General features: G+C 54.3%; 21 protein-coding genes and 1 tRNA gene. 16 read left to right on the forward strand and 6 right to left on the reverse strand.

Features of this window, described 5'->3' with window-relative positions; all coding sequences use genetic code 11:
• Window positions 1-397: 397 nt before the first annotated feature.
• Window positions 398-1,330, forward strand: a complete 933-nt coding sequence (rnz, locus tag A3EQ_RS0106935) for a ribonuclease Z (protein WP_020154457.1) — start codon at window positions 398-400, stop codon at window positions 1,328-1,330.
• Window positions 1,331-1,785: 455 nt separating this feature from the next.
• Entirely contained in the window at window positions 1,786-2,541 is a 756-nt protein-coding gene (locus A3EQ_RS0106950; protein ID WP_020154460.1) for an SDR family NAD(P)-dependent oxidoreductase, read from the forward strand.
• A 112-nt stretch (window positions 2,542-2,653) separates the two neighbouring features.
• Here the strand turns inward: A3EQ_RS0106950 and namA are convergent, their stop codons facing one another.
• Complete coding sequence (namA, locus tag A3EQ_RS0106955) at window positions 2,654-3,679, reverse strand: NADPH dehydrogenase NamA (protein ID WP_020154461.1); 1,026 nt, start codon at window positions 3,677-3,679, stop codon at window positions 2,654-2,656.
• A gap of 693 nt (window positions 3,680-4,372) precedes the next feature.
• On the opposite strand from namA, the gene A3EQ_RS0106965 reads away from it, so the two are divergent.
• The 4 genes from A3EQ_RS0106965 (at window position 4,373) to A3EQ_RS20760 (ending at window position 8,362) form a co-directional block, all read left to right on the forward strand.
• The gene (locus A3EQ_RS0106965) at window positions 4,373-5,338 is read left to right on the forward strand and encodes an MBL fold metallo-hydrolase (RefSeq protein ID WP_020154463.1); all 966 of its coding nucleotides are present in this window, start codon (window positions 4,373-4,375) and stop codon (window positions 5,336-5,338) included.
• 213 nt (window positions 5,339-5,551) lie between these two features.
• Entirely contained in the window at window positions 5,552-6,346 is a 795-nt protein-coding gene (locus A3EQ_RS0106975) for an SDR family NAD(P)-dependent oxidoreductase (protein ID WP_020154465.1), read from the forward strand.
• A 312-nt stretch (window positions 6,347-6,658) separates the two neighbouring features.
• Window positions 6,659-7,945: a Y-family DNA polymerase gene (locus tag A3EQ_RS0106985; protein WP_020154467.1), complete on the forward strand. Its 1,287-nt coding sequence runs from the start codon at window positions 6,659-6,661 to the stop codon at window positions 7,943-7,945.
• A 90-nt stretch (window positions 7,946-8,035) separates the two neighbouring features.
• Window positions 8,036-8,362, forward strand: a complete 327-nt coding sequence (locus A3EQ_RS20760) for a YolD-like family protein (RefSeq protein ID WP_020154468.1) — start codon at window positions 8,036-8,038, stop codon at window positions 8,360-8,362.
• Between the two features lie 195 nt (window positions 8,363-8,557).
• Here the strand turns inward: A3EQ_RS20760 and A3EQ_RS0106995 are convergent, their stop codons facing one another.
• Window positions 8,558-8,767: a CDGSH iron-sulfur domain-containing protein gene (locus A3EQ_RS0106995; protein ID WP_020154469.1), complete on the reverse strand. Its 210-nt coding sequence runs from the start codon at window positions 8,765-8,767 to the stop codon at window positions 8,558-8,560.
• Between the two features lie 114 nt (window positions 8,768-8,881).
• Between A3EQ_RS0106995 and A3EQ_RS0107000 the strand changes: the two genes are divergently transcribed.
• Window positions 8,882-8,971, forward strand: a tRNA-Ser gene (locus A3EQ_RS0107000).
• A gap of 437 nt (window positions 8,972-9,408) precedes the next feature.
• On the opposite strand, the gene A3EQ_RS0107010 is transcribed toward A3EQ_RS0107000, so the two are convergent.
• Window positions 9,409-10,314 (reverse strand): hydroxymethylglutaryl-CoA lyase, encoded by a 906-nt coding sequence (locus tag A3EQ_RS0107010; protein ID WP_020154471.1) that lies wholly within the window; start codon window positions 10,312-10,314, stop codon window positions 9,409-9,411.
• A gap of 46 nt (window positions 10,315-10,360) precedes the next feature.
• Entirely contained in the window at window positions 10,361-11,290 is a 930-nt protein-coding gene (locus tag A3EQ_RS0107015) for an aldo/keto reductase (RefSeq protein ID WP_026499804.1), read from the reverse strand.
• Between the two features lie 330 nt (window positions 11,291-11,620).
• Between A3EQ_RS0107015 and A3EQ_RS0107025 the strand changes: the two genes are divergently transcribed.
• The 8 genes from A3EQ_RS0107025 to A3EQ_RS0107070 all read left to right on the forward strand — a co-directional run bounded on the left by A3EQ_RS0107025 (window position 11,621) and on the right by A3EQ_RS0107070 (window position 18,948).
• The gene (locus tag A3EQ_RS0107025) at window positions 11,621-12,169 is read left to right on the forward strand and encodes an NUDIX hydrolase (protein WP_020154474.1); all 549 of its coding nucleotides are present in this window, start codon (window positions 11,621-11,623) and stop codon (window positions 12,167-12,169) included.
• Window positions 12,170-13,333, forward strand: coding sequence for an endonuclease Q family protein (locus A3EQ_RS0107030; protein WP_020154475.1), 1,164 nt, complete (start codon window positions 12,170-12,172; stop codon window positions 13,331-13,333).
• Window positions 13,334-13,427: 94 nt separating this feature from the next.
• Window positions 13,428-14,072, forward strand: a complete 645-nt coding sequence (spoIIM, locus tag A3EQ_RS0107035) for a stage II sporulation protein M (RefSeq protein WP_020154476.1) — start codon at window positions 13,428-13,430, stop codon at window positions 14,070-14,072.
• A gap of 122 nt (window positions 14,073-14,194) precedes the next feature.
• Entirely contained in the window at window positions 14,195-14,674 is a 480-nt protein-coding gene (gene fur, locus A3EQ_RS0107040; protein WP_020154477.1) for a ferric iron uptake transcriptional regulator, read from the forward strand.
• A gap of 256 nt (window positions 14,675-14,930) precedes the next feature.
• Complete coding sequence (locus A3EQ_RS0107050) at window positions 14,931-15,161, forward strand: YqzK family protein (RefSeq protein WP_026499805.1); 231 nt, start codon at window positions 14,931-14,933, stop codon at window positions 15,159-15,161.
• Window positions 15,162-15,165: 4 nt separating this feature from the next.
• On the forward strand, window positions 15,166-16,056 hold the full coding sequence (gene xerD / locus A3EQ_RS0107055; RefSeq protein WP_020154480.1) for a site-specific tyrosine recombinase XerD: 891 nt from the start codon (window positions 15,166-15,168) through the stop codon (window positions 16,054-16,056).
• Between the two features lie 394 nt (window positions 16,057-16,450).
• A complete protein-coding gene (gene deoB / locus A3EQ_RS0107065; RefSeq protein WP_020154482.1) occupies window positions 16,451-17,629 on the forward strand; it encodes a phosphopentomutase in 1,179 nt (392 codons plus the stop codon).
• A 17-nt stretch (window positions 17,630-17,646) separates the two neighbouring features.
• Window positions 17,647-18,948 (forward strand): pyrimidine-nucleoside phosphorylase, encoded by a 1,302-nt coding sequence (locus A3EQ_RS0107070; protein WP_020154483.1) that lies wholly within the window; start codon window positions 17,647-17,649, stop codon window positions 18,946-18,948.
• 208 nt (window positions 18,949-19,156) lie between these two features.
• Here the strand turns inward: A3EQ_RS0107070 and A3EQ_RS22710 are convergent, their stop codons facing one another.
• Together A3EQ_RS22710 and A3EQ_RS0107090 are read right to left on the reverse strand one after the other, a co-directional pair.
• Window positions 19,157-19,360 carry a hypothetical protein gene (locus A3EQ_RS22710; RefSeq protein WP_153017609.1) on the reverse strand — a complete coding sequence of 68 codons (204 nt, stop codon included), beginning with the start codon at window positions 19,358-19,360 and terminating at the stop codon, window positions 19,157-19,159.
• A gap of 581 nt (window positions 19,361-19,941) precedes the next feature.
• Window positions 19,942-20,400, reverse strand: a complete 459-nt coding sequence (locus tag A3EQ_RS0107090; RefSeq protein WP_020154485.1) for a methyltransferase domain-containing protein — start codon at window positions 20,398-20,400, stop codon at window positions 19,942-19,944.
• Window positions 20,401-21,117: 717 nt separating this feature from the next.
• On the opposite strand from A3EQ_RS0107090, the gene A3EQ_RS0107100 reads away from it, so the two are divergent.
• On the forward strand, window positions 21,118-22,287 hold the full coding sequence (locus A3EQ_RS0107100) for a D-alanyl-D-alanine carboxypeptidase family protein (protein WP_020154487.1): 1,170 nt from the start codon (window positions 21,118-21,120) through the stop codon (window positions 22,285-22,287).
• The last annotated feature ends 90 nt before the right edge of the window (window positions 22,288-22,377 follow it).

Below are 22,377 nucleotides of genomic sequence, written 5' to 3' on the forward strand. Positions count from 1 at the left end.
AAAGACAGACAAAGGAGCGTCCGAAAACAGCGGGAAGCCCGGAAAATCGTAAAGATGAGCGCAATATTGCATGAGAGAACCCGGCCATCAGTCGGGGTGCGGCACGGATCGATCGCGGTATACACGTGCAATTCAAGTGCCGTAGGAAGATTGCGGAAGGTCATCCATAATGGCCAACATTACTGACACTTCCGGAATCGATTTACAGGAACTGGCAAAAACATTAGTTGTGGTGTACAAAATGAGGGCGCCTGAATTATTGATCTGATAACCATCCCGAGAAAATCTTGACACATACCTCTTTTTTCGGCAAGTTGAAAAAAGGACGGAAAACATTGATAATAGTATTGATTGACGGCACATGCCGACGGGATTCAGGAATTGGAGGAGTTCAGAATTGGAAATCGTCTTTCTTGGAACGGGGGCCGGTATGCCCGCGAAGCAGAGAAACGTGACATCCATCGCCTTGAAAATTTTGTCCAAGGGAGCCATTTGGCTTTTTGACTGCGGCGAAGGGACACAGCATCAATTGCTGCACACGTCGCTGAAACCGCGGAAGATCGAGAAAATCTTCATCACCCATTTGCACGGAGACCATATTTTCGGATTGCCGGGGCTGCTCGGCAGCCGTTCCTTTTTGGGAGGGGAAGAGCCGCTTACGGTCTACGGCCCGCCGGGGATCCGTTCCTTTATCGAGACCTCCCTTTCCGTCAGTTCCACCCGCCTGAAGTATGATCTTTCCGTCGTCGAGATCGGGGAAGGAACCGTTTACGAGGACGACCAGTTCATCGTGGAGGCGAAAAGGCTGGATCATGCCGTTTTAACCTTCGGCTACCGCATTGTCGAAAAAGACCAGCCGGGCACGCTCTTGGTCGACAAGCTGATGGCGTTGGGCATTCAGCCGGGACCGATTTACAAGCGGATCAAATCGGAGCCGACCGTCCGGCTGGACGACGGAAGGGTTCTCGATTGCTCCGAATTTATCGGCCCGCCCAAAAAGGGGAGGATCGTGGCCATTTTGGGGGATACCCGCCCCTGTGAAAACGGGGTGGCCTTGGCCAAGGATGCCGACCTGGTCATCCACGAAGCGACCTTTGAAAAAAAAGCGGAAAGCCTGGCCGCCGAATATTTTCATTCCACGACCCGGCAGGCGGCGGAGATCGCCAAAAAAGCCAACGCGAAGGCGCTGTGTTTAACCCATATCAGTTCCAGGTACGAATTGAAAGACAATCCCCTTTTGGAAAGGGAAGCGAAGGAAATCTTTCCGAATTCGACGGTCGCCAAGGATTTTAAAAAAATCCTCATCCCGGTAAAAAAGGACCGGCATTGAAAAGCCGGTCCGGTTTTTATCACGGGGCAAAGGAACGATGCTCCTTTTTGGCCGGCCGCGATGCCCGCCGGATCTTTCCCGGATTTTGCGAAGAAGGCCCTTGTTTGCGCGAAGGGTTTCTTTTTTTTTCGGAAAGAAGTTTTAAAATCCGTCGATTTTCCTTTTTCATTGCCGGCGAAAGAATGGCGAAAATTTTGTGAACTATTTCACTAATCTATTTACTTTTTCTCCCGTTGTTTTTATAGTAAAAATAGAGAATAAATTTTTTTGGATAATAGGGACAAAAAATGTCCTAAAGGGACATATGTTGACCAACAGAATCGGAAAGACTTGCGGACGGCAATGTTCGCCAAACCCTTTAAGGATATTGACCAAAAGAATCGGACGGAAATTCTCCCGTGTTTAATTCCGGTTCACGGGATGAAAATAAAAATGTTGGTGAAGGAGGAAAAAGGATGAAATTGCAAGGGAAAGTGGCCATCGTCACCGGTGCTGCGGTCGGGATCGGAAGGGCGGTCGCCGAATTGTTCGCCAAGGAAGGGGCGAAGGTGGTTTTAACGGACATTAAGGAAAAGGAAGGAATGGAAGCGGCAAAAAGCATAAACGGCCATTCCGGCGAAGCCCTGTTTATCCGCCATGACGTTTCCAAGGAAGACGAATGGATCCGGGTCGTCAACGAAACGATGGAAAAGTACGGGACGATCGACATCTTGGTGAATAACGCCGGCGTCTATTATATTTGTCCCCTGGCGGAAACGACCTTGGAAAAATGGAATTGGCTGATGGGCATCAATGTCACAGGCGTATTTTTGGGCATGAAACATGTCTTGCCGATTATGGCCAAAAACCGGAAAGGATCGGTCATCAATTTAAGCTCGGTCGCCGGACTGGGCGGCGCCGCCGGGCATTGCCTGTACGGGGCGAGCAAGGGAGCGGTGCGGATCATGACCAAGGATGCGGCGGTCGAATACGGCCCGTTTAACGTCCGCATTAATTCCGTCCATCCCGCCTATATCCATACGGCCATGGCGGAATACGGAGCGGAGCAGGCCAAAACGGATGTCGAGAAATTGGGAGAAAATTATCCCCTCGGCAGAATCGGAAAACCTGAAGAAGTGGCCAAAGCCTGCCTGTTTTTGGCTTCCGACGATTCCTCGTTCATCACGGGAGAAGAAATGGTTATTGACGGCGGCATGACGGTCAAGCTGTAACGGTACGGGCTCATTCCGGGAAGCGGCGGACAGATGCGGAAAAACCCCGATGCGGAAGGATGAAAGAGGGTTGCGCCCTTTCTTCCTCCGCGATCGGGGTTTCGTTTATGACTCAAATCCAGCCGCGCCTGTATTGTTCGGGGGCCTCAAGCGGATGGCCCAATTCCTTTGCGGCATGGTACGGCCAATAGGGGTTCCGCAGCAGTTCCCTACCCAAAAAGATGAGATCCGCCCGGCCGTTTTGCAAAATTTCTTCCGCCTGGAGGGGAGAAGTGATGAGGCCGACGGCTCCGACGGGGATATCCGCTTCCCTTTTGATCTTTTCCGCAAAAGGAACTTGGTAGCCGGGATAAACGCGGAATTGCGCGTCCGGAACGACGCCCCCCGAACTGACGTCGATCAGGTCGACGCCCAATTTTTTCAGCTGTTTCGCGATTTCCACATAATCATCGGCCACAAGGCCTCCCGCATGGTGGTCGGAGGCGGAGATGCGGACGAACAGCGGCCCGTCCCAAACGGTTTTTACTTCCCCGATGATTTCGAACAGCAGCCGGCACCGGTTTTCCGACGTTCCTCCGTAGGCGTCCTTCCGCTGATTCGTCAGCGGGGATAGAAACTGATTGATTAAATATCCGTGGGCGGCGTGGATCTCGATCACGTCAAATCCGCTTTTTTTCGCCCGTTCCGCCGCATCTTTAAAGGCTTTGACGGTCCGCCGGATGTCGTCTCTTGTCATTTCCTTCGGAAGCTTGTATTCATCGGAAAAACGGAGGGGAGAAGGCGCGAAAATGTCGCCGTTTTTCACCCTGGCCTTCCTTCCGGCATGGGCCAGCTGGATGCCGGCCTTGGCCCCGTATTGTTTGATGGCCGATACGAGCTTCGCCAAACCTTCGATATGGGCATCGCTCCAAATGCCCAAATCCCGGTCGCTGATCCTTCCCTCCGGAAGCACGCCGGTGGCTTCCAAAATAATGAGCCCCACCTTTCCGACGGCCCGCGAGGTGTAGTGGGTAAAGTGGAAATCGCCGGGTTTTCCGTCTTCCTCGAAGCAGGAGTACATGCACATCGGGCTCATCACGATCCGGTTGGGAAAGGTGACGTTTTTGACCGTATACGGTTCGAATAACTTGACTGCCATCATGTTGACCTCCTTCGGCACATGGAATCTGATGGTAATTATAACATTGCTTCCGCTCGGTTCAAACGATCTGATTTCTTCAGCCAAACTTTTTTCAAAAAGCGCCGGATTTCCCGGGAGAACGGAAGGGGATGGGGGACGCTTGTTCTCCTTTGCCTGCGGGAAGGGATTCGGCAAAAACCTTCCGGCGTCCCGCGGGAATGTCCGGCATGTTCAACGGTTGGGCCATCATTTTCACATTTTTGTTCAACATGGGAAGAAATTTGTCCGGCATGGAAAAAAGAACCGTCATTCGGGAAAAAACGTCCATCATCACGGGAAAAATGTCCATCATTCCTCCCGTTGTCCAACATCCGTTTGCGGTTTGTCCAAAATCAGGGCACTGATGGCAAACGTTGGTTTGCAGGAGGAGGCGGACGAACGGATACCGGGAATTCTCCATTTGCTTGCCCGCCGATGTCCATGGGCTGTCAGAAAACATTTGAGAAACATCTTCCGGATGCGCCATGTATGAACGGGAAAGGGGAGCCGCCTGCAATGGCGAATGGCTGGACGAGGCTGCCGCCGCAGCCCGTCGGCAAACGGCCCCGGCGCCGCTCGGAGCCTGGAAACTTTCGGTATTTGTTTTTCTATGATAAAGTAATAATTTAGGAAGAAGATTTTGACATTGGATATAAAGTTAGGGGAATGCATATGGCGGAATGGTGCGGTAACATCGCGAAGATCTCCTTGCCGACGCCCTTTCCCGTCGGCGATGTGAATGTTTATGTCGTAAAAGGGGAGGCGCTCACGCTGATCGATGCCGGGGTGAAAACGGAAGCGGCCTGGCAAAGGTTCACGGAAGAATTGGGCAGCCTCCGTTTAAAGCCCGAAGACATCGAACAGGTCGTTCTGACCCACCATCACCCGGATCATACCGGACTGGTGGATTTTTTGCCTCAGGCGAAAGTGTACGGCCACACCCTTTGCCAGCGGTGGCTGGTCCGCGATGAAAGCTTTTTGCAGGAGTATCGCGATTTTTATCGCGGGCTGTTTGAAGCGCTGTCCGTTCCCCCGGAACTGATGGGAAATTTGCGGAGGATGGAAAAGACGCTGGACTTTGCCGGAAACCGCCCGCTGGACGGGACGCTGGCGGAAGGGATGGAAGTGGACGGCCTACCCGGCTGGTTTGTCATCGAAACCCCCGGCCACGCCCAAAGCCATATCAGCTTGTGGAACGAAAAGGAAGGGGTGCTGATCGGGGGCGACCATATTCTCGCGACCATCTCTTCCAACCCGATGCTGGAACCGCCTGTCTCCCGGGGCGCGGAACGCCCGAAACCCCAGCTCCAGTACAATGCCTCGCTGAAAAAAATCAAAGGGTACCCGGTCCGGCTTGTTTTCAGCGGACACGGCCAGGAAGTGCGCCACGTCCACGCCTTGATCGACCGGCGGATTTTGCGCCAGCACGAACGGGCGATGCATGTGAAGGAGATGCTGGAAGACCGGGCTTTGACCGGGTTTGAAATATGCAAAAACCTTTTCCCGCAGGCCTACGAACGGGAATTGGGCTTAACCATGTCGGAAACCGTGGGGCAGCTCGATTATTTGCAATCCATCGGGGCCATCCGCGTCGAGGAAGGAGAAAAGGGAGAGAAATATTTCCGGGCAGCCGTTTGATTTCCAAAAAAAGCGGGGAAAAATCCCGGGCGTTGGCCGGTTTTCGGGGGCGGACGGCAAGGGTTCCGCCGCCGGATGCCGGCTTTTGCGGGTTCCTGCCGCCTTCCGTTTCAACCGGCCGTTTGCGGGCCGATCGTCCTTTTCGGGAGCTTTTCGTCTGCGCAGGCGTACGGCAGCCTGCGAAAACTGTCTTTACCGGGGGAGGATAGGAAAATGAACGATCGTTTGCGGGGGAAAACGGTGATCATTACGGGAGCGACCGGCGGCCTCGGGGAACAGATCGCCGTCCGCTGCGCCGAAAGCGGGGCGCGTCTCGTTTTAATCGCAAGAAACGGGGAAAAACTCGAGCGGATGAAAAGAGAGCTTGGGGACCGGTTTTCCGTCTCCGTCTCGGCTTATGCCGCGGACCTCGCCCGCCGGGAGGAAATCGAAGCCCTTTTTCCAAAAATCGAACGGGAAACGGAAACCGTCGATTGTTTGGTCAATAATGCCGGGTTCGGCCTTTTTAAGACGACCCAGGACATCACGATGGAAGAAGCGGAAAACATGTTTGCCGTCAACGTCTTCGCCCTGATGGCGTTGACCAAATTCGTTCTTCCGGCGATGCTGAAACAAAGAAGCGGCCACATCATCAACATCGCCTCCCAAGCGGGGAAAATCGCCACGCCGAAGGCCGGGGTTTACGCCGCGACGAAGAGCGCCGTTTTAAGCTTTACCGACAGCCTGCGGATGGAAGTGAAAGGAACCGGCGTGTTCGTGACCGCCGTCAATCCCGGTCCGATGGCTACCCGCTTTTTTCAGACGGCGGATCCGTCCGGAACCTACGTGGCCAATTTGGGCCGGTGGATTGTTCCCGCCGAGAAGGTGGCCGAAAAAATCGTCGGCCGGATGTTGACGGACACCCGGGAGATCAACATCCCCGTTCCCATGAATCTCGCCGCCAAGCTCTACGCCCTCTTTCCTTCCCTCGTGGAAAGGGTCGGAAAGAAGGCCTTTTATAAAAAATAGCCGGCGGCTTGAAACGCGTTTTCCGATCATGGGGGCTGTCCCGAGGGCCGGCAAAGCGGCCTTTTGCGGACGGCCTTCAGCTTTTTTGTCAATATTTTCCCTTCCCAAAGGAACTGTTTCTTCCCATCTCCGCGTATCTCCCCTTTTCTTTTCATTTGCGGCGGTTTGCTGCCGATTTTTCAAATTGTTCTTTGCCATGGCGGGAAAGCTTTTGACAGGGATTCCATAAACTTCTAATTGAAATATTTAACATAGTTATTTAAAATATGAATAAAATAAAACCGAACATATGTTTGCTTTCGGGTGAGGAAAATGGCCAATTTCCGTGAAGCGCAGCCCCCCGTGAATTACGAACGAATGCCGCAAAAGCGCATTTTATGCATCGACATGAAAAGCTTTTATGCAAGTTGCGCGGCCGTCATGGAAGGCCTCGATCCGCGCGAATGCTACCTGGCCGTCGTCGGGGACGAACAAAGGATGGGAAGCGTCGTTCTGGCGGCCACGCCGAGGCTGAAAAAGGACTTCGGCATAAAAACCGGTTCCCGGCTGTATGAAATCCCCAAAGATCCGCGCATCCGCATCGTCGAGCCGAAGATGTCCGTTTATATGCGGGTATCCATGGAAATTACCCGGCTGTTCCACCGCTACGTGCCGAAGGAGGCGATCCATGTTTACAGCGTCGACGAAAGTTTCCTTCAGCTGGACGGAACGGCCCGGCTCTGGGGAGAAGCTTATGCGGTGGCGGAACAAATCAAGGATGAACTGGAGCGGGAGTTTCAGCTTCCCTGTTCGATCGGCATCGGCCCGAACATGCTGATGGCCAAGCTGGCCCTCGATTTGGAGGCGAAAAAAACGGGGATCGCCCTGTGGACTTATGAGGATGTGCCGAAAAAATTGTGGCCGGTCGCACCGCTTCGGGAGATGTGGGGGATCGGCAGCCGGCTGGAAAGACGGTTGAATAACCTCGGCATTTTCTCTGTCGGTCAGCTTGCCAATTACGATTTGAAGAAACTGGAGGAAAAATTCGGCATCATCGGCAATCAGCTGTACTACCACGCCTGGGGCGTCGATTTGTCGGAGATCGGCGCTCCGATCATGGAAGGACAGATCAGCTTCGGAAGAAGCCAAATCCTCCTGCGGGATTACAAAAAGGAAGAGGAGATTCGCTGCGTGATTCTGGAAATGTGCGAAGAGGTAGCGCGGCGGGCGAGAGAGCACGGGATGGCCGGAAGGACGATAAGCCTCGGCATCGGATACAGCGCCGATGAAGGCGGAGGCGGGTTTCACCGCGCGCGGACGGTCGGGGGGCCGACGAACGTGACGGCGGACTTGTACCACGTTTGTCTCGGGCTTTTCAAGGAGAATTACAGCGGGAAAACCGTCAGGCAGATCTCCGTCACCCTTTCCAATGTGGTTCCCGATCAGTTCATGCAGCTGGATCTGTTCGATCCGAACCGCTGGAAAAGAAGGCAGCTCGGGTATGCCATGGACCGCATCCGCCGGAAATACGGTTCCGGATCGCTGCTCCGGGCCGTGTCCTACACGGAGGCCGGAACGGGGCGGATCCGCGCCGGGCTGATCGGCGGGCATAAATCGTGACGGACCGCGCAGGAGCCGAAGAAAAAGCGATGACCGGCGACTGACCGGCGGATATGATGACGAGCCATTTTACGGAAGGGAAGGATTCCGATGATTCGCGACCGCGGCAGGATCAAATGGTCGGCGATGATGCTTCCGGAACATGTGAAAATGTTGCGGGAGTGGGCCGAGGAAGAAAAATGGGAGGAAGAAAAAACGGCCGATGAACAGGCCCGGGAAGAATGGGACGGGATTCTCTCCCAGGCCGTCGGGTCCCGGAGGAAGGTTCGCGTGAATTATTTCCGGAACCGGCGGTATGAAATGCTGACCGGAGTTGTGCGCCGGTCCGACCCCCTCGCCCGCACCATTGAGCTGGAAGCGGAGGGGAAAACCATTGTGTTGGAGCGGGAAAAAATCGCGGGAATCGATTGGGAATAATGGGAGATGGAGCGGATCCGGGCCGCCCGGCTGGGTGGCGGAACACCGGACGGCAGGGGAGAAAAGCCTCCGTCCGGCCGCCGGATTTCCGAGTCCTCATCCACTGCGGGATTCCCAAGCCCTTATCCGCCGCAGGATTTCCCGGGCGTGCTGCGTCCGCTTCCCGAAACGGGAATTTAATTTTGCGACAAAGGATTATTCCCTTTCTTCTACCCGGACGGCGGATTGAAAACCTTCTTTTTTATGGGTGCCGTCGCAAAAAGGTTTGTTTCCGGATTTGCCGCAGCGGCAAAGGTAAAATACGGGCTTTGTGGCAAAAACCTTTCCTTCCGCGTCCACCAGTTCCACTTCTCCCGAGACCCGCAGAGGTCCGTTATCGTTGACTTGGATTTGCGCCTTTGCCATCGGATTCATCCTTTCTAATATGATTTTTTAAAAAAAATCCGTGAAAAGAAAAAAAGATGAAGACAAAAACCAAAAATTATTGTATAATAATTACCGCTGACGCGAATAGGACATGGAGAAGTACCCAAGTGGCTGAAGGGGGCGCACTCGAAATGCGCTAGGGCGGTCATCACCGCCGCGTGAGTTCGAATCTCACCTTCTCCGCTACTACCGGAGGAAAACCCGCTGACGGGTTTTCCTCTTTAATTTTGCCCGAATAGAAGGGACCAATGGCTCAAAACATGCCTTTTGGCACGTTCCTCCGTTCGTTCCGCGATTTTTTCGCCCAAACAGGGAAATCAGACCGGGCTTTTCCCGGGGTTCGAGGAAAAATCGCCCGCCTGTTTCGGCGATGAACGGAATCGGACCCTTGAACCGATCCGGAGGAAACGGAGGAACCGATTTCCGGCCGGCGGGCGGCCAACCCTTGAGAAACAGATATCGGCGAAAGGGGGAGGGCTGCCGGCAAATCCTTCCTTCGGCGGAAAACCGGAAAAGGGGGGCCCCAGAAAAAGCGGAACCGCCCGACATCGGTAATTCCCCTGAAAAAATGGTTCCCGCCTCGCTTCAAAACGGGAAAACGCGGGGCCGCCGGATTCCTTTCAGCCGCCCCTTCGCAACCGGTAATCGGCCGATTCGACGGGGCGGCTGAGGAAGGGGGCGATCCCATCCACGGCCTCCGCCAATTTTTCCCGGTCGATGTTCGTCCGGATCCCCATCCGTTCCAACATGTACACCACGTCCTCCGTTGCCACGTTTCCCGAGGCGCCGGGGGCGAAGGGGCAGCCGCCAAGCCCGCCGGCCGAGGCGTCGAAACGGTCGATGCCCGCCTGCAAGGCCGCCAGAATATTCGCGAGCCCCATCTTCCGCGTATCGTGGAAATGGGCGGTCAACAGCAGGTCGGGAAAGCGTTCCTTCAATTTTTTGAACAGGGAATAGGATTCGTCGGGAGAAGCCATGCCGATCGTGTCCGCCACGCTCAGTTCATCGGCGCCGAGGGCGGCGAAGGCCTCGGCGAGCTGGACCGTTTTTTCCTCCGGCACCCTTCCTTCAAAGGGGCAGTAGAAGGCGGTGGAAAGGCAGACCCGGATGAAGCAGCCCTCCGCTTTCAAATCCTTGATTAACGGCGCCAGTTCATGAAGGCTTTCTTCCGTCGTCCGGTTGATGTTCTTTTGGTTGAAGGTGTCGCTCACCCCGACGAAGAAGGCGGCGGCCTTCGCCTTCGTCTTCCGGAAGCGCTCCACGCCCTTCCGGTTCGGGACCAAAATCAAGTTCCGGACAGGGTCCCCCTCGGAAATCACCGCTTCCACAACTTCCCCGGCGTCCTTCATTTGCGGCACCCATTTGGGCGAAACGAAGGACGTGACTTCCATCTCCCGGAAGCCCGCCCTTTTCAAGGCAAGAATAAAAGCGACCTTCCTTTCCGTCGGAACGAACCCCTTTTCGTTTTGCAGGCCGTCCCGCGGACCGACTTCAATGATCGTCACCGATCGGGGCAGATTGTTCATCCCTACCATCCTTTTTTCAAAAATTCGCTCCGGCCTTCGGGAGTTTTCAGGATTCGATGCGGTGCAGGCCGTAGATATTCGCCTTCGTCCTCTTCCTTATAAAGGCGTATTCTTCTTCGGTCAACGGCGGTTCTTCCGCCGCTTTTACGTTCTCCCGAAGCTGTTCCGGGGAACTCGCCCCGACGACGGCCGTCCCTGTCACCGGGTTCGCCCAGACGAAATGGAGGCTCGCCGCGGTGAAGCTCCGGTTTTCCCCGAGTTTCCTTTGCAGTTCGGGGAGCAATTTTTCCAGTTCGGGATAGGAATAATCGAGGTAACCGCTTTCCTTCGCCTGGCTGAGCTTTTCGGCATACCTGTCGGTCAACAGGCCTTTCGCCAGCGCCCCGCGGACGATCAGGCTGACCCCTTTTTCTTTCAGCATCGGAATCGCTTGTTCCTCCGGCCGCCGGTCGAGGATGCTGTACTGCATCATGACGGAGACGATGCGGGATTTCCGCAAATATTCCCGGATGACCGTCGGGCGGATGGAGGAGATGCCGTAATAGCGGATGACGCCTTCGTCGGCCAATTCTTCGAAGGCTTCGATCGTTTCGTCAATCGGATCGTCCATCGTCCCGCCGTGGAGCTGATAGAGGTCGATATAGTCCGTGCCGAGCCGCCGCAGGCTTTGTTTTACCGCTTCTTTGATGTATTTTTTCGACGGATCCCAATACCAGCCCGCTTTTCCTTCCTGCCAGCGGTTTCCCACCTTCGTGGCGATGATCACCTTGTCGCGGACCGGCTTCAGCGCCTTGCCGACGATCGTTTCGTTCACGCCGTAATCGTACAGGTCGGCGGTGTCAAAATAGTTGATCCCGAGTTCCAAGGCGGTTTCGATGATCGATCTCGCCCTTTTTTCGTCGGTTCCGAGCGACATGCATCCGAGCCCCAGTTTCGTCGGATAAAGGTCGGAATGGCCCAATCTTCGCTTTTCCATCCTCTTCGCCTCCCTTTGATCTTTATTTTAATCTTTGGCTCGCCTGGAAAACAAGGAGGAACGGGCAAAATCCGGCGGAAAGGGGCGGGCGCTTTTCCGGAAAAATTGCGGCGGGAAGTAGTTTTTCGGCATATTGCCTCCGACCGAAGGCGGCCGGAGGGACTGTTGATGGTTTGGCCGAGGCTCCGTCCGGAGCCGAACCATCAAGGGGGCCATGCGGCGGAAAAAGAGGCCTCTCCTTTTCCCCTTTAGACTTTTTCCCTCCGAAGTGGTATAAATGGTTTTAGGCAGCCTGCTTGGGTACGGATCTGAAAAACGGGAGTGAAAAGGATGGAAACCTACGAAGAAAAGACATTAAACCGGAAGACGATCTTTGAAGGGCGGGTGATTACCGTCCACTTGGATGAAGTTTCGCTGCCCGACGGAAAGACGAGCACGAGGGAGATCGTCGAGCATCCGGGGGCGGTTGCCGTCATCGCCTTTACCGACGAAGGCAAAATGGTCATGGTCCGGCAGTACCGGAAACCTCTGAACCGGGCGCTGGTGGAAATCCCGGCCGGAAAAATCGATCGGGGCGAACAGCCGGAAGCATGCGCCCGGAGGGAACTGGAGGAAGAAACGGGATATGTTTGCGCGAAGCTGACCCATCTCGTCTCCTTTTACACTTCGCCCGGATTTTGCGACGAAATCCTCCATATTTATTTGGCGGAAGGGCTGACGAAAGCGGAAGGGCGGCATCTCGACGAGGACGAATTCCTCGACCTGCTGGAGGTCACCTTCGAGGAAGCGGAAAACCTGGTAAAGAAGGGCGAGATCATGGACGCAAAGACGATTTACGCCTGGCAATACTGGAAAGCTTTGCGGGAGACGGGGAAATAGATGGAACGGAAATTCGCCGATCTCCATATCCACATCGGCCGGACGAAGACGGGCCGGCCGGTGAAGATCACCGGCGCCAAAACGTTGACGCTGACGAATATTTTGCATACGGCCAAAAACCGGAAAGGGATCGACATCGTCGGCGTCATCGACTGCCATTCCCCGGAAGTGATTGCGGAAATCGGGGAGCTGATGGAACGGGGGCAGTTGATCGAACGGGGAGAGGGCGGGCTGCTATTCGAGGAAAAGATTTTGCTCATCCCCGGGAGCGAGGTGGAGGTCCATGACCGCTTTTCCCGCGGCCCGATCCACGCCTTATGCTATTTCCCGACATTGGAAAGGATGAAGCAGTTTTCCGAATGGCTTTCGGGGCAGGTAAAGAACATCCATTTGAGCTCGCAAAAAATTCGGGCGACGGGCAGACAATTGCAACGGACGGTCAAGGAACTGGACGGGCTGTTCATCCCCGCCCACGTGTTCACCCCGTTCAAAAGCCTGTTCGGCAAAGGGGTTGAGAAAAATCTGGCGGAAGTTTTCGACCCGGACGCCGTCGACGCCGTAGAGCTGGGCCTCAGTTCCGACACCGCCATGGCCGACGGTCTGAAACAGCTGCACCGCTATCCCTTTTTGTCCAACTCCGACGCCCATTCCCTCGGGAAGATCGCCAGGGAATACCAGGCCCTTGCCGTCGCTTCCTTAAGTTTTTCCGAGACGGTGAAGGCGATCAAAGGGCAGGGGGGAAGGAGGATTTTGGCCAATTACGGCCTGAACCCGCTGCTGGGAAAATATTACCGGACCGTCTGCGCCTCCTGCCTCCAACCCTCCGCCCCTTCGGGCAGATGCCCCCGCTGCGGTTCCGACAAGATCATCCCCGGCGTCAGCGACCGGATCCGGGAGCTGTCCGACGCCGGGGAAAGGCCCGCGAGGCCCCCTTATATCCACCAGGTGCCTTTGGAGTTTTTGCCGGGAATCGGCGCGAAGACCCTGGAAAAATTGTTGGAACGCTTCCATACGGAAATGGCCGTTTTGCATGACGCCCGGGAGGAGGAACTGCTGGAGGTCCTTCCGGAACGGACGGTTTCCTTTATTCTGAAGGCGCGGCGGGGAGAGCTCCCGATTGCAGCCGGCGGCGGGGGAAGATACGGAAAAGTGGCCGGCGGATGATCTTTCTCGAATCTTTTAAACCTTCCTTCTTTTTTCGCATACTCATCTCTCATTTTTCATAAAATCTAGTAAACGAAAGGGAAGGAAGGTTGCCATGGGAACTCTGCAGCGGAGAAACCGGTTGGCCGGGCATTTGCGCGAGCATGCTTCCATGTACATCTTTCATACGGTGCTCTTGGTGATGGGGGTCATATTCGGGGCCGTCATCGTCAACAGCCTGAGCGCAACCCAAAAGCAGGATCTCTTTTATTTTATCAATGAATTTTTTGTCCAAATGAAGAACGGGGAGATCGTATCCGCAAAGGAGGTCTTTTCCCATACCCTCGCCTATAACAGCAAATTTATCGGGATCATTTGGCTCCTGGGCATTTCCATGATCGGGCTGCCGATCATTTTGGTGATGCTGTTCCTCAAAGGGATGGTCGTCGGTTTCACCGTCGGGTTTTTGGTGCAGCAGATGGGCCTGTCCGGCTTTTTATTGTCGGTGGCCGCCGTCCTTCCGCAGAACTTCATCGCCCTGCCGGTGTACATTTTCGTCGTCGTTGCCGCCGTCGCCTTCAGCCTGCAAATGATCAAAAAATTGTTCGTCAAGCGCTTTTACCAGCCCTTCGCCCCGATGCTCCTCCGGTATATTCTCGTTTACGGGGCGGCAAATCTTCTCCTGTGCGCCGCCGCCGTCATCGAAGGCTATCTCACGCCCCTCCTCATGCGGGCCGTTTTGTCCTTGTTCCATCACTGATTATCAAATAAAATAATTTTTATGTTAGAATAATTATAAAGTCTAATTTAAAATTATTTCAGTTTGCAACTTGGCGGTGTTTTGATATAATGAAAATACATTGGCGAGGGAGGGGCAAATGGATGGAAAATCGCCTGGATCGGATCAAAAAACAATTACATACAGCCAGTTACAAGCTGACCCCTCAACGGGAAGCAATCGTCCGGGTTTTGCTGGAACACGAAGCCGAGCATTTGAGCGCGGAGGACGTGTACCTCTACATTAAAGAAAAATCCCCGGAAATCGGCCTTGCTACCGTTTATCGCACGCTGGAGTTGCTGACCGAACTGAAAATCGTCGATAAAATTAATTTCGGAGACGGGGTTTCCCGGTACGATCTGAGGCAGGAAGGCGCCAAACATTTCCATCACCATCTCGTTTGCATCGAATGCGGCTCCGTGGAAGAAATTCAAGAGGATTTGCTCGGGGAAGTGGAAGAGATCGTGGAAAAGAACTGGCATTTCCAGATCATCGACCACCGGCTGACGTTCCACGGCATCTGCCGCCGCTGCCAGGAAAAAGCGACGGGCGGCGAAAAAAATAAGAAAGCCGCCTCCATCTGACGGTTGTCTTTCCGGCGAAAAGGCCTTCCGGAAAGGAACCGCAGCAGTAAGTCGTAAAATTTGCTGTCCGCTAAATATCCGGTCCTGCTTTGCCGGAAAGGAACCGGAGCAGTAAGCATGCGAATATGCTTACTTTTTTTTTGCCCGAAAATCCCCCGCGCCGGCGCCGGCAAGCCGCCGCCCCGGAAGACAGGTATAAGATTCGCCGGTTTTGGCATAGGCTGTATTAAAAACTGCGGACAAAGGGTGCGGGAAGATGAAAAAAATGTTGGCGATTCTTTGGCAAACCTTGAAGGTGTTCATCCTCTTTTTGGGATGTACGATTTTCTTCTACTATGCTATGATGTGGGTGAACGAGGAATATCAAAACCGGCACCGCTACGACGAACCGGAAGGAGATGCGGTCAAGGTCTCCATTGAATCGGGAGGCTTTGAAAGCGACGATCTTTTCCAGCGATTATTCCTGTTTTATCTGATAGGGGAGTAAAAAAGTGGACGATCATATCCGGGATTTTCTCCATTTTTTGACCGTGGAAAAGGGACTGGCGGAAAATACGATCGAGGCTTACCGGCGGGACTTGAAAAAATACGCCCTGTTTTTGAAGGAAACGTTCCAGATCGCCGATCCGAAGGAGATTACGAGAATCCATATTTTGCAGTTCCTGGGGAAGTTGAGAGGGGAAGGGAAATCGACGAAGACCCTCGCCCGCCACATCGCATCCATCCGATCCTTCCACCACTTTTTATTGCGGGATCGCATCGTGGACACCGATCCGACCCTCCACATCGATTCGCCGAAACCGGAAAGGAATTTGCCCCGCGTTTTAAATCAAAAGGAAGTCGAACAGCTGTTGAATTCGCCGGATTTGTCGACGGAATACGGCATCCGCGACAAGGCGATGCTGGAACTGCTGTACGCGACGGGAATGCGGGTCAGCGAGCTCGTCCGGTTGAATTTGGACGATGTCTATCTGTCCATGGGCTTTGTGCGCTGCATCGGAAAGGGGAACAAGGAACGGATCATTCCCCTCGGCAAACATGCCGCCCGCGCCGTTGAAAACTACTTGCGGCATTCCCGGCCGAAGTTGGCGAAGAAGCGGCAGACCGAGGCGCTGTTTTTGAACCATCACGGCCAAAGGCTCACCCGTCAAGGCTTTTGGAAAATTTTGAAGCAGCTGGCGGAAAAAGCGGGGATCAAAACGCCCCTGACCCCGCACACCCTCCGCCATTCCTTCGCCACCCACCTTTTGGAGAACGGGGCCGACCTGCGGGCCGTCCAGGAAATGTTGGGGCACGCGGACATCTCCACGACGCAAATCTATACCCATGTGACGAAGACGAGAATAAAAGATGTCTATCGAAAATATCATCCCCGGGCGTAGGTTTTTTGCGGGGAACGGGGCGCGCCCGGCCGCGAGCGCGGGGAAGTCCCGATGAATCCGGCCCCATGGGCCTTTTTTCCCCCGCCGAAAACCGGGAGGTGCCGCCCGAAAGGCGCAAGGCAGGGGGCCTTTCGAATTTAGGGGGCGTACAGGACTTCCCGTTCCGACGGCAAACCTTCCTAAGGCATGGCCGAATTTTATCCGGCGTATTCCGGCTCCTTTTATGCGGATGGGAAAGCGGTGCGAGCGGTTGAAGATTTCCGGAAAGATTTTGTCAGAAATCGTTCAACCGTTTTTTCTTGTTTTCGTTTTTGCGAACCGGCTATTATAAAGGAGGAATGGTTTTTCCATCCGTTGTTCCGACGGAAGATTCTATGGAAAGGCGGTTTCAGCGATGAAATATAAAAGGGTGTTTTTGATCGTCATGGATTCGGTCGGGATCGGCGAGGCGCCCGATGCGGCCGAATTTAACGACGCCGGCGCCGATACCCTCGGGCATATCGCCGAAAAGATGAACGGGCTGAACATGCCGAACATGGCGAAGCTGGGATTGGGCAATATCCGGGAAATCAAAGGGATCCCGAAGGCGGAGCGGCCGCTGGCTTTTTATACGAAAATGAAGGAGGCCTCCGCCGGGAAAGACACGATGACCGGCCACTGGGAAATCATGGGGCTCCGCATCGATACCCCGTTTCAAGTGTTTCCCGAAGGCTTCCCCGACGAATTGATCAGGGAAATCGAGAGGAGAACCGGCCGCAAGGTCATCGGAAACAAGCCGGCAAGCGGGACGGCGATCATCGAAGAGCTGGGGAAGGAACATATGGAAACGGGGGCGCTCATCGTTTATACGTCCGCCGACTCGGTTCTGCAAATCGCCGCCCATGAAGAAATCGTCCCCCTTGAAGAGCTTTACAAAATTTGCGAAATCTGCCGGGAGCTGACCCTGGACGAAAAATACCGGGTGGGCCGGGTGATCGCCCGTCCCTTCGTCGGGACCCCGGGGCATTTTGTCCGGACGGCCAACCGTCACGATTACGCTTTGAAGCCCTTCTCCCGCACCGTGATGAACGAACTGAAGGACGCCGGCTTTGAGGTGATCGCCATCGGCAAGATTTCCGATATTTACGACGGCGAAGGCGTAACGAAGCATATGCGCACCGTCTCCAACATGGACGGGATGGACAAGCTTTTGCAATCGATGGACATGGAATTTACCGGCCTCAGCTTTTTGAATCTGGTGGATTTTGACGCCCTTTACGGCCATCGCCGCGATCCGATCGGATACGGAAAGGCGTTGGAGGAATTCGACGCCCGGCTCCCGGAAGTGTTCGCGAAATTAAGGGATGACGACCTGCTGATCATCACGGCGGACCACGGCAACGACCCGGTCCATCACGGGACGGACCATACGCGGGAATACGTTCCCCTCCTCGTTTACGCGAAGACGATGAAAGAAGGAAGGGAATTGCCCCTCCGGGAAACCTTCGCCGATGTCGGGGCGACGATCGCGGATAATTTCGGGGTGAAACTGCCCCGATACGGGAAAAGCTTTTTGCAGGAAATTTCCAGTTGAAAAGGGCGGTGACGAGTATGAGGATGGTGGACATCATTGAAAAGAAGCGGGACGGCTTCGCCTTATCGACGGAAGAAATCCGTTTTTTCATAAGGGAATATACGGCCGGCCATATCCCCGATTACCAGGCGAGCGCCCTGCTGATGGCCATTTATTTTCGCGGGATGGACGAGCGGGAACGGCGGGATTTGACGCTTGCCATGGTGGAATCGGGGGACCGGGTCGACCTTTCCCGGATCGGCGGAATCAAGGTTGACAAGCATTCAACCGGCGGCGTCGGCGATACCACGACGCTGATCCTGGGTCCCTTGGTCGCTTCCGTCGGGGTGCCCGTGGCGAAGATGAGCGGAAGGGGGCTGGGGCATACCGGCGGGACGATCGACAAACTGGAATCGATCCCGGGCTTTCATGTGGAAATCGCCAACGAGGAATTCATCCGCCTCGTGAACGAAAACCAAATCGCCGTCGTCGGCCAAAGCGGGAATTTAACGCCGGCCGACAAAAAGCTGTACGCCCTCCGGGACGTTACCGGGACGGTGGAAAGCATCCCCCTGATCGCCAGCTCCATCATGAGCAAAAAGATTGCGGCGGGGGCCGACGCCATCGTTTTGGATGTGAAAACCGGTTCCGGGGCTTTCATGAAATCCTTGGACGACGCCCGCCTGTTGGCGAAGGCGATGGTGGACATCGGGAACCGGCTGGGCAGGAAAACGATGGCCGTCATTTCCGATATGAGCCAGCCGTTGGGCTATGCCGTCGGCAACGCCCTGGAAGTCAAGGAAGCGATCGAAACGTTGAAGGGACATGGACCCGAGGACTTGACGGAACTTTGCCTGACGCTGGGAAGCCAGATGGTGTGCCTGGCCCAAAAGGCGGCAACGCCGGAGGAAGCCCGGAACATTTTGCAGGAAGCGATCGCCTCCGGCAAGGCCCTGGAGAAGATGAAAACGTTCGTTCAAGCCCAGGGGGGAGACGTCCGGGTGATCGAGGATCCTGAACGGCTTCCGAAAGCCAAATACCAAACGGCGCTGAAAGCGGAAAAAGCGGGATGGGTGGAAGCGATCGTTGCGGAAAAAATCGGCCATGCGGCCATGCTTTTGGGGGCCGGCAGAACGACGAAGGATTCCGCCATCGACCTGTCCGTCGGGATCGTCCTCCATAAAAAGGTGGGGGACCGGGTGGAAAAGGGCGAGCCCCTGCTTACGGTCCACGCGAACCGGGAAGACATCCGGGAGGTGCTCCGCCTGCTGGAAGAAAATATCCGCATCGCGGAAACCCCCGTTACCCCTCCGCCCCTGATCTACGAAATCATTTCGTAGCCGGACGGCCGCGGGGATTTCCCCCGTAATCGACCGTAATCGCCGGAGCAGGCCGGACGCCCGGCGGCTCCGGCACGGGCTGTGGAATGAAAAATGGTTTTTTCCGGAGGGCTGTTCCAAAAGGTCCGTAAAACGACCTTTTCCGGACGCCCTTCTGTTTTTGTTTTCTCAAAGGATCTGCTTCAGTCTCCGTATGTATTCCTTTTTTTCAGTGGGGAGGCGGTTCGCCGCCCGTTTTTTCAAATGCGGGCAACACAAATAAGCCCCATTTCTTTTTGGGAGCCACGGTTTCGACCGCTTCCGGCGTGATCGGTGAAGCTTCAGCTTTTCTTGAAAGTCCCTGCTTGTTCCGCCTTTTTTCTTTCGCCATTTGTTCAAGTGCGGCGACGATTCGCTGGAATTTCTTCTCCAACTTCTGATCGTCCTTTTCTATGGATTTGCGCCAAACGAATGCGCATTGGTTGGCATCGGCTCCGTTTTTCGTTCCATCCGGAAAATGATGCTCCGGTTTCACGAGCCCTTCTTGAAGCAAAAGATCGATGGAGAATAGATTTCGTAAATGACATCTTTCATCCGTTTCGGCGGAATTCGGTTGACTTTGAGAACATCCGATGTTTGATCACCGGATCGCCATATAAAATCAATGTATTCTTTCAACTGCCTTTCGACTTGGCGGGGGGAATAGATCCGATTGGCGAAAATATGCGGGATGACTTTCCTCATCGGATCGCAGGCCGGGCGGTTTCTCCGCCAGGAGAGAGGATAACGAAGGGACCCGGATCCATTTGTTTGGGGTTGAAAATATCAATATCCTTGGAAATATAAATTAAGAAAACCGTCCTTTTTTGGCAGGGTTGTGGTGACTCTATTAAGCCAAAACAGAACGGTTTTCTTCTTTATTTTTGCCAAAAAAGCGGCCCAAAGGGGAACGCTATGCGAACCCTTTGGGGACCGCCTCTTAAACGATGAGTTCTGCCTGCATGATTTTTATTTTTATGTCTTTTCACCGACGACAAGCCCCAACGACAACCAGCGGCCTCCGTCCTGCAGGATCAATTCCTTTTCTCCATCGTGATACCGCAAGTTATCCACCCACCACTGATCGCCTTCTTCAAAATAATAGCTTTCCGTGACGGATAACCCATGACGGAGGAATAACTCACGATTCCAGTCAACGGTTCGGAAAAGCCGCTCGAAAATCCGGATTTGTTCAAAATGAGCCCAATCAGGCGGCACCGGAATCGGTCGGCACATGGGTTCAGCGATACCGGTCCGCGCCCCGCGCCTGGCAACCCGAATCATTTCGGACAAAGCCAACGGGCGTTCGTTTCCGATCATCTCAAATGAGCCGATACTAAATACGGCATCAAAAGTGTTATCAGCAAAAGGCAGGTGTTGCGCGTTAACGGCAAGTGCCGGAACTTGATTCGCAAACCCCTGGTTCGGAAGCATATTCGTGGATGGTATGGAGATCTTCCCAGGGTTCAAGGGTTACTACAGTTCCAGTGTTTTGCCAGGACAGCGGTAACTTGGCCGGTTCCGGCCCCTCCAGTACGCGCATGCCAGGTTGGATATTGACCGCCTGAATCAAAGGCAATGCCATTTCATCGGACCCGGGTCCTAGAGGTTTCCGGTTTTCAATTTCCAAAAAAAGGATTTTTCTTTACGCTTCGATTTATTTCGTACCCCCTCACTGATTGAGGGGAATCGCGCGTTTATCGGTCCGTCAACGCGATCCCCTCGGATTTGTGCCCGTGAATGATCGCTCTGCTTTTCATCGCCACCAACCCCTTCTATATGTATGATAGTGGACTAAATCCCCACTTTTAACAATAATTCCTCTCACGTATGTCTAAAATTTTTCCCGGTACAAGACAATCAATAGGCAAAAAAGAAGATGTCCTGCAATATAAGGACCGCACGACACTTTCCCAGAAGGAGGCGGAACGGTCTGAGGCTATTGGCCGCCCGGGGCCGTCCCCTCTTTCGCCTGTTCCTCCCCGGCAGAGAAGACTCGTTCCGCGAAAAAGGCCGGACGAAAGCGAAAGCCCGGACATTTTTCCCATCGCCCCATTTTCCTCTCCGGGACGGTAAATCCTGTATAAAAAAGGGAACATTGGAAACAATGGAAAAGAAAAAGGCCGATTTTACAATTTCGGAGGGAACAAAATGAAAAAGCTGATTTCCGTCTGCCTATCCTCGATCTTCTTTCTTGCGGTTTTCCGCCCGCTCACGGGAGCGGCGGAAGAACAGGGCCTCAAACTCGCCGAACAATCGCGGGCCGCATTGCTGATGGAAAGGGATACGGGGACGATCCTTTTTGAAAAAAACAGCCATGAAGCGCTGCCGCCGGCCAGCATGACGAAGGTGATGTCCCTGCTGCTGATCATGGAGGCGCTGGATGAGGGCAAGCTGAAGCTGAACGAAAAGGTAAGAACGAGCGAGTACGCCGCTTCCATGGGCGGTTCGCAGATTTTCCTCGAGGCCGGGGAAGAGATGACCGTTGATGAACTGATCCGGGCGATTGCCGTCGCCTCCGCAAACGACGCGACCGTCGCCCTCGCCGAACGAATCGCGGGATCCGAGGAAAATTTCGTCCGGATGATGAACGAGAAGGCGAAGGAGCTGGGGCTGAAAAACACCCGGTTTCAAAATTCCACCGGGCTTCCCGCCGAAAACCATTATGCGAGCGCCTACGATATGGCCGTTATGGCAAAGGAATTGCTAAAACACGAAAACATCACCAAATACACCGGGATCTATGAATCCTATTTGCGGGAAAATACGGACAAGAAGTTTTGGCTCGTCAACACCAACCGGCTCATCCGCTTTTATCCCGGGGTCGACGGCTTGAAGACCGGATACACGAGCGAAGCGAAATATTGCCTGACGGCAACGGCCAAAAAAGGAAATATGCGGGTCATCGCCGTCATCTTCGGAGCGCCCACGACCAAGGAGCGGAACAAGCAAATTACGCAAATGCTCGATTATGCCTTCTACCAATACGAAAAAAAGACCTTTTTGGCGAAAAACGCCCCCGTGGATCAAGTGACCGTGGAAAGAGGGGAACGTAGAAAAATCCCCGCCGTTACGGCCGGGGAGCTGTCCGTGCTCCACAAAAAAGGGGAAAAGCTGGAGGGGGTTTCCCGGGTGGTCAAGATCAAGGACCGCTTGAAGGCGCCCATCAAAAAGGGGGATCCCGTCGGTGAAGTCGCCCTCGTAAAGGACGGCCGGGTCCTGTCAAAAAGCCCCCTGATCGCCGGGGAAAATACCGGCAAGGCTTCCTTCTGGACCACCTTTCAACGGATGATGGGCCAATTTACCAAGCTGCAAAACTAAAAAAATGCCGGAGGGCATCGATTTTTCACTAGTTTTGTCAGGAGGAAGGAATCTCCTTCCGCTTTATCGAATTGACTCACTATATGACGG

Source organism: Caldibacillus debilis DSM 16016 (assembly GCF_000383875.1).
GTDB classification, from domain to species: Bacteria; Bacillota; Bacilli; order Bacillales; family Caldibacillaceae; genus Caldibacillus; species Caldibacillus debilis.